Source organism: Rubrimonas cliftonensis (assembly GCF_900107585.1).
Classification (GTDB): Bacteria; Pseudomonadota; Alphaproteobacteria; order Rhodobacterales; family Rhodobacteraceae; genus Rubrimonas; species Rubrimonas cliftonensis.
The window spans coordinates 45,192-51,961 of record NZ_FNQM01000019.1; the positions used below are offsets into that span (position 1 = coordinate 45,192).

Genomic DNA, 6,770 nt, shown 5'->3' on the forward strand with positions numbered 1-6,770 from the left:
CGGTCACGGGCAGGCGATGTCCGCGCAGGCGCCGCCGACGCTGACCGAGGCGCCGCGTTCTGACGTGAACGAGACCTCGATGCGCGAGGGCCGGCCCATGTCCTCGCCCTGCAGCACGACGAGCTCCCCGCCCGCCAGCGCGCCGAGGTCGCGCAGCATGCCCGCCAGCGCCGCGGCGGCGGCCCCCGTCGCGGGGTCCTCCACCACGCCGCCGCCGGCGAAGGCGTTGCGCGCCTGGAACGACCGCTCGGCTTCGCGGTGGACGAAGGCGACGGTGGTCAGGCCGCAGCGGCGCATGAAGTCGCGCCCAGCGCTGAAATCATAGGCCATCGCGGCAAGCGCCTCGCGCGCGGCGAGCGCGACGATCAGGTGATCGGCGCCGGCGTGCGCGAGAGCGGGCGGCAGGGTCGGGTCGAGCGCGCCTGCGTCGTAGCCGAAGAGATCGAGCGCCTCCGCTACGATCAAGCCGGGCGCCGGCGCGCTGCGCGTAGGCGGAGACCGCAGCACGGCGCGCCAAGCGCCGTCGCGCATTCCGGCCTCGACCTCGATGCGGCCGTTCCTCAAAAGCAGGGGGAAGGCGCCGGCCCCGTGCGCCTGCGCCAGCGCCGCGCCGAGCGCGATGGTCGCGTGGCCGCAGAAGGGAATCTCGGTCTCCGGCGAGAAGTAGCGCACGCGCCAGCCGTCCTCTGCGGGCGCGGCGAACGCCGTCTCGGAATAGCCGACCTCGGCGGCGACGGCCTGCATCGTCGCAGCGTCAGGCAATGTCTCGGCGAGGACCACTCCGGCGGGGTTGCCGCCGCGACCGTCGCGGGTGAAGGCCGCGATCCGGCGAACCTTCAGGGCGTCTGCGCGCGCGTCCGCCATCGCCTCAGCCCCTGAAGGCCGTGACCTCGATCTCGACCTTCATCTCCGGCTTCAGCAGGGGGCTCGCGACCGTGGTGTTGGCGGGCCGGATCTCGCCGAACGCCTCGCGCAGCGCCGGGCCGATCTTCGGGTGGTCGTCTGGGTCGGGCACATAGATGACCGTGCGCACCACGTCGCTCATCGCGAAACCGGCCTCGGCCAGCGCCTTTGCGATGGTGGCCAGCGCGTTGCGGGCCTGCTCGCCGGCGTCCTCGGGCATCGACATCGCGGCGTAGTCGTAGCCGGTCGTGCCGGCGACGAAGCACCAGTCGCCCTGCCTGACGGCGCGGGAATAGGCGTAGTCCCGCTCGAAGGGCGAGCCGGTGGAGACGAGTTGGCGGGTCATGGGCGCGCTCTCATGAAAGGCTGGCGGAAACGAGCTGGCGAAAGGCGTCGGCCCGGTGGGAGATGGCGTGCTTGGCGTCCGGCGCCATCTCGCCGAAGGTCTCCTCGCGCCCCTCGGGCAGGAACATCGGGTCGAAGCCGAAGCCGTTGGCCCCGCGCGGCGGCCAGATCAGCCGGCCCGGCGCGGTCCCCAGAAACACCTCGTCATGGCCGTCGGGCCAGGCGAGGCACAGGCAGCAGACGAAGCGCGCCAGCCTTGGCTCGGGCGCGGCCTTCGCCTCCAGCGCCCGCCACACCTTGCCCATCGCCATGGCGTAGTCGCGCCCCGCGGGCGTCTCGGCCCAGTCGGCGGTGAAGACGCCGGGCGCGCCGTCCAGCGCCGCGACCTCGATGCCGCTGTCGTCGGAGAGCGCCGGAAGGCCCGAGGCCCGCGCCGAGGCGTGGGCTTTGATCCGGGCGTTGCCGGCGAAGCTGGTCTCGGTCTCCGCCGGCTCCGGCAGGCCGAGTTCGCCCGCGGATACGGTTTCGATTCCGTAGGGGCCGAGCAGCGCCGCGATCTCGCGCAGCTTGCCGGCGTTGTGGCTGGCGATGATCAGCCGCCCGGGCGCCAGCCGGCGCCGCACAGGAGCGGGCGCCGCCGCGCTCACGCCAGCGCCGCCTTCTGCGCCGCGACCAGTTCCGCCACGCCCTTCTCCGCCAGCGCCAGCATCGCGTCGAACTGGGCGCGCGAGAACACCGAGCCCTCGGCGGAGGCCTGCACCTCGACGAGCCCACCGGCGCCGGTCAGCACGAAGTTCGCGTCCGCGCCGGCGGTGCTGTCCTCGGCGTAGTCGAGATCGAGCACCGGGCCCTCTGCGGTGACGCCGCAGGAGATGGCGGCGATGTGCCCCGTGAGCGCGTCGGAGGCGATCGTCCCCTTCGCCATCATGGCGTCCACGGCGAGGCGCAGGGCGATCCAGCCGCCGGTGATGGCGGCGGTGCGGGTGCCGCCGTCGGCCTGGAGCACGTCGCAGTCCACGACGATCTGGCGCTCGCCCAGCGCGGGCCGGTCGAGACAGGCGCGCAGGGAGCGCCCGACGAGGCGCTGGATCTCCTGCGTCCGGCCCGAGGCGCCCTGCCGCTCGCGGCGGTTGCGCGAGGTCGTCGCGCGCGGCAGCATCGCGTATTCCGCCGTCACCCAGCCGAGCCCGGTGTTGCGCAGGAAGGGCGGCGCCTTCTCCTCGACGGTGGCGGTGCAGAGCACATGCGTGTCGCCGAACTTCACGAGGCAGGAACCCTCGGCGTGCATGCTGACGCCCGTCTCGAAGGAAATGCTGCGCAGCGCGTCGGGGGCGCGGCCGGATGGGCGCATGGAAGGACTCCGTCTGTGGCTCTCGGCGATGCGGCTGGTCTATCCGCCCGGCGCCGCGCCGTCCATCCGGGGCCGGATGCCGCCACATGTCGGTCGCCGGTCGTCGTCGGGCGCTCGGTGGGCCGCGGCGGCGGCGCGCGCGATTGACCGGCGTCGCAGCCGGCCCTACCTCTCTGGTCATGAAAAGAGACTTTCAGTGCGTCCCATGAACGAGACCGCGCCGATACTCGCCGACATGAACGCCCGCGCGCGGGACGTCTTCCGCCAACTGGTCGAGACCTATCTGGAAACCGGCGACCCGGTCGGCTCGCGCACGCTGTCGCGCCAGATGGGCATGCAGCTTTCGCCCGCCTCGATCCGCAACGTGATGCAGGATCTGGAGGCGCTGGGGATGCTCGACAGCCCCCACGCCAGCGCCGGAAGGGTGCCGACGCATCTGGGGCTGCGCATGTTCGTGGACGGGCTGCTGGAGATCGGCGACATCGACGAGGCCGAGCGCGGCGTCATCGATCAGGCGGTCGGAGGGGCCTCCGCCTCCGTCGCCGACATGCTCGACGAGGCCGGCGCGATGCTCTCGGGGCTCTCGCAGTGCGCGAGCCTCGTGATCGCGCCCAAGGCCGAGGCGCCGATCCGCCACATCGAGTTCGTCTCCATCGCCGCCGACCGGGCGCTCGCCGTGCTCGTGACGCAGGACGGCGACGTGGAGAACCGCCTTTTCGCGCCGCCGCCGGGCATGACGCCCTCGGCGATGCGCGAGGCCGCGAACTTCCTCAACGCCACGCTGCAGGGCCGCACGCTGACGGACGCCGGCGCGGTCGTCGCCTCGGAGATCGCGCGCCGGCGCGCCGAGCTCGACGCGCTCGCGGCCGATCTGGTGGAGCAGGGTCTGGCGGCGTGGAGCGGCGAACAGCCCGGCGGCGGCATCGACCGGCTGATCGTGCGCGGGCGCGCCAACCTGCTCGACGGCGCGCAGGACCTCGACCGGATGCGCCAGCTCTTCGACGACCTGGAGCGCAAGCGCGACCTCGCGCAGCTGCTTGACCTCGCGTCGGACGGCGAGGGCGTGCGCATCTTCATCGGCGCGGAGAACAAGCTTTTCTCGCTGTCGGGTTCCTCTCTCGTGATCTCTCCGTATATGAACGCCGAGCGGAAGCTTGTCGGCGCGATCGGGGTGATCGGGCCGACGCGGCTGAACTACGGGCGCATCGTGCCCATCGTCGACTACACCGCGCGGCTCGTCGGGCGCATGGTCGCGGAGCGGAAGACGGGGCCGGGCGGCCGGAACACGAGGTGATCAATGTCCGATACCAGAAGCGACGCAGACGAGGCGCAGGCGGCGGAGACGACGGCGGCGGACGCCGCGGAGGCGGGCGCCGCCGGCGAGCAGGCCGCCGCCGGGGACGCGCCTGAGTCGCTCGAGACCGCGCTGGCGGCGGCCGAGGCCGAGCGCGACGAGCTCAGAAAGCAGCTCATGTACGCGCTGGCCGAGACCGAGAACGTCCGCAAGCGCGCCGAGCGCGACCGGCGCGACGCCGAAGCCTATGGCGGCACCCGCCTCGCGCGCGACCTGCTGAGCGTCCACGACAATCTCGAGCGCGCCGTCGCGGCGATCGACGACACGTTGCGGTCGCAGGCCGCGGCGGTGCTGGAGGGCGTGGATCTGACGCAGAAGGAGCTTCTCGCCGCCTTCGCCAAGCACCGCATCGAGAAGCTCACGCCCGAGCCCGGCGAGCGGTTCGACCCCAACCTGCACCAGGCGATGTTCGAGGCCCCGGCGCCCGGCGCCGAGCCGGGAACGGTGATCCAGGTGATGCAGTCGGGCTTCACGATCGCCGGACGTCTGCTGCGCCCGGCGCTCGTCGGCGTCGCAAGGGCCGAACCCGCGGCCGCGCAGGGATGATCGCCGCGTCGCCCTGCAGCGCGGCGGGACGGATCGCTGGGGCCTGCGCCGCGCTCCTCGCCGCAGGCGCCGTGGCCGGCGAGGCGCGGCTGCTGCCGCAGTCCACCGACGACGCCAAGGTTCTCGAAGTCTCGGGCGCGGGGCCGACGCTCATCTATGAATGGGCGACGGTGGACGGCGCCTGCCGCGCCGCGCCGCCGCCGGCGTTCTACGCCCTTCAGCACCCGGCCCATGGCACGCTGAGCGGCCGGTCCGGCGACGTGCGCCTGCGCACCGGCGAGGCCGCGTCCTGCCCGCAGGCGGCGTCCATCGGCTCGCAGCTCTTCTACACGCCCGCGCCGGGCTTCTCGGGGCGCGACGGTTTCGTGCTGCGGATGGTCGAGGCCGACGGCGCCGGCAGCACGTTCAGGGTGAGCCTGCAGGTCCGCTGAGCCGCGCAGTTTTCGGAGACGGACATGAGCGACCGACACGAACCCGCGGACGCGATCAGCGTCCGCGGGCTGCGCAAGACCTACCGCGGCGCGGGCGGGGCGGAGGTCGAGGCGCTCCGCGGCGTCGACCTCACGGTGCCGTCCGGCTCGATCTTCGGGCTGCTCGGACCGAACGGCGCCGGCAAGTCCACCTTCATCAACATCCTGGCCGGCCTCGTGGTGAAGTCCGCCGGGTCTGTCCGCATCTGGGGGTTCGACCAGGACGCCAACCCCCGCATGTCGCGCGCCTCCATCGGCGTCGTCCCGCAGGAGCTCAACACCGACCCGTTCTTCACCCCGCGCGAGGCGCTGGAGGCGCAGGCGGGCCTATACGGCGTGCCGAAATCGCGCCGGCGCAGCGACGAGATCCTCGCCGCGCTCGGCCTGGCGGACAAGGCCCACGCCTACGCCCGCAGCCTGTCCGGCGGCATGAAGCGGCGGCTGCTCGTGGCCAAGGCCCTTGCGCACGACCCCGCCGTGCTGGTGCTAGACGAGCCGACCGCCGGCGTGGACATCGAGCTGCGGCGCAGCCTGTGGAGCTATGTCCGCGAGCTCAACGCGCGCGGCGTCACCATCATTCTCACCACGCACTATCTCGAGGAGGCGCAAGAGATGTGCGACCGCATCGCCATCATCGACAAGGGGCGCGTGGCGGCCTGCGAGGACACGCCGGCCCTGCTCTCGCGGCTTCAGGACAAGACGCTGGTGATCCACCCCGAGACGCCGCTCGCGGCGGCGCCGGCGGGGCTCGACGGACTGCGCGCGACGCTGCGCCCCAACGGCGACCTTGCGCTGCCCTACGCGCGCGGCGCCGACGATCCGCTGGACCTCGTCGCAAGGGCCCAGGCGGCGGGCGTCATGGTGCGCGACATCTCGACGGAGGAGCCGGACCTCGAGGACGTCTTCCTCGCCCTGACCGGCGACCGCGCGGCGTGAGGCGCCCGGCGGCGCTGCGCCGACCCCGTGGCGGCGGCGCATGTCATCGACCTTCGCCGCGTCAACGCATGCCTTGACCGTTCTTCTTCGGCATCGCGATGATCGGCTGGTCGCCGAAGCGGCGCATGCGCATGCCTTCATCTCCATCTCTGGAGAACGGGCCGCGCCGGAGGCGGGGGCGTTCCCGGTGCGGGATCAGATGCTCGGTGTTCCGATTCCGCGATCATGGCGCGTTCAGGATTCTCCACATCGAGCGCCAAGACCTGCTGGATGCATGGCGAACATGGGGAAGGCCGTCAGGCTCTTCCCCATGCTCTTTGCGGTGCGCTGATCAGTTGGGCAGCGTGAGCACGGTGACCTGGCCGCCGAGCGCGGTGTAGTCGCTGAGGGAGGCGTAGCCGCCCGCGGCGCCGAGACCGTCGTTCGGGTTGACCAGACCGGCCGCGAGGCCGATGCCGGCCCAGCCGCCGATGCCGGAGTAGACGGCGACGTACTGCTTGCCGCGATGCTTGTAGGTCATGACGTTGCCGATGATGCCCGACGCGGTCTTGAACTTGAAGAGCTCCTCGCCCGTGTTGGCGTCGACAGCCTTCAGGAAGCCCTCGAGCGTGCCGTAGAACACGATGTCGCCCGCGGTCGCCAGGGCGCCCGACCACACCGAGAACTCCTCCGGCAGCGACCAGACGATCTCACCCTTGTCGGCGTCCCAGGCGATGAAGTTGCCCATGCCGCCGTGCGAGTTCGGCGCCGGGTACATCGCCAGCGTCGCGCCCACATAGGGCTGGCCGGCGGTGTAGGAGACGCGGAACGGCTCGTAGTCCATGCAGACGTGGTTGGTGGGCACATAGAACAGGCCGGTCCTCGG

The 6,770-nt window shown here is 72.3% G+C and carries 8 protein-coding genes and 1 pseudogene; 4 read left to right on the forward strand and 5 right to left on the reverse strand.

Translation table 11 applies throughout. The annotated features are described in order from the left end of the window. Positions 1-3: 3 nt before the first annotated feature. From BLW43_RS18685 to rph, 4 genes are read right to left on the reverse strand one after another with little or no spacing between them, the layout of a single operon-like run. Positions 4-864 (reverse strand): PhzF family phenazine biosynthesis protein, encoded by an 861-nt coding sequence (locus tag BLW43_RS18685; RefSeq protein WP_093255789.1) that lies wholly within the window; start codon positions 862-864, stop codon positions 4-6. 4 nt (positions 865-868) lie between these two features. Then, a complete protein-coding gene (locus tag BLW43_RS18690; RefSeq protein ID WP_093255790.1) occupies positions 869-1,249 on the reverse strand; it encodes a RidA family protein in 381 nt (126 codons plus the stop codon). Between the two features lie 10 nt (positions 1,250-1,259). Continuing rightward, entirely contained in the window at positions 1,260-1,895 is a 636-nt protein-coding gene (locus BLW43_RS18695) for a non-canonical purine NTP pyrophosphatase (protein WP_245731128.1), read from the reverse strand. Continuing rightward, complete coding sequence (gene rph, locus BLW43_RS18700) at positions 1,892-2,599, reverse strand: ribonuclease PH (RefSeq protein ID WP_093255792.1); 708 nt, start codon at positions 2,597-2,599, stop codon at positions 1,892-1,894. The genes BLW43_RS18695 and rph overlap by 4 nt, the downstream gene beginning before the upstream one ends. 205 nt (positions 2,600-2,804) lie before the next feature. On the opposite strand from rph, the gene hrcA reads away from it, so the two are divergent. The 4 genes from hrcA to BLW43_RS18720 are packed head-to-tail and all read left to right on the forward strand — an operon-like array spanning position 2,805 to position 5,905. After that, positions 2,805-3,893: a heat-inducible transcriptional repressor HrcA gene (gene hrcA, locus BLW43_RS18705; protein ID WP_093255794.1), complete on the forward strand. Its 1,089-nt coding sequence runs from the start codon at positions 2,805-2,807 to the stop codon at positions 3,891-3,893. A gap of 3 nt (positions 3,894-3,896) precedes the next feature. After that, on the forward strand, positions 3,897-4,499 hold the full coding sequence (locus tag BLW43_RS18710) for a nucleotide exchange factor GrpE (RefSeq protein ID WP_093255796.1): 603 nt from the start codon (positions 3,897-3,899) through the stop codon (positions 4,497-4,499). After that, positions 4,496-4,930: a hypothetical protein gene (locus BLW43_RS18715; protein WP_093255798.1), complete on the forward strand. Its 435-nt coding sequence runs from the start codon at positions 4,496-4,498 to the stop codon at positions 4,928-4,930. Before BLW43_RS18710 ends, BLW43_RS18715 begins: the two co-directional genes overlap by 4 nt. A gap of 24 nt (positions 4,931-4,954) precedes the next feature. Then, complete coding sequence (locus BLW43_RS18720; protein WP_093255799.1) at positions 4,955-5,905, forward strand: ABC transporter ATP-binding protein; 951 nt, start codon at positions 4,955-4,957, stop codon at positions 5,903-5,905. 331 nt (positions 5,906-6,236) lie between these two features. On the opposite strand, the pseudogene BLW43_RS18725 reads toward BLW43_RS18720, so the two are convergent. After that, positions 6,237-6,770 (reverse strand): annotated as a pseudogene (locus BLW43_RS18725) (PQQ-dependent dehydrogenase, methanol/ethanol family); the annotation flags it as partial.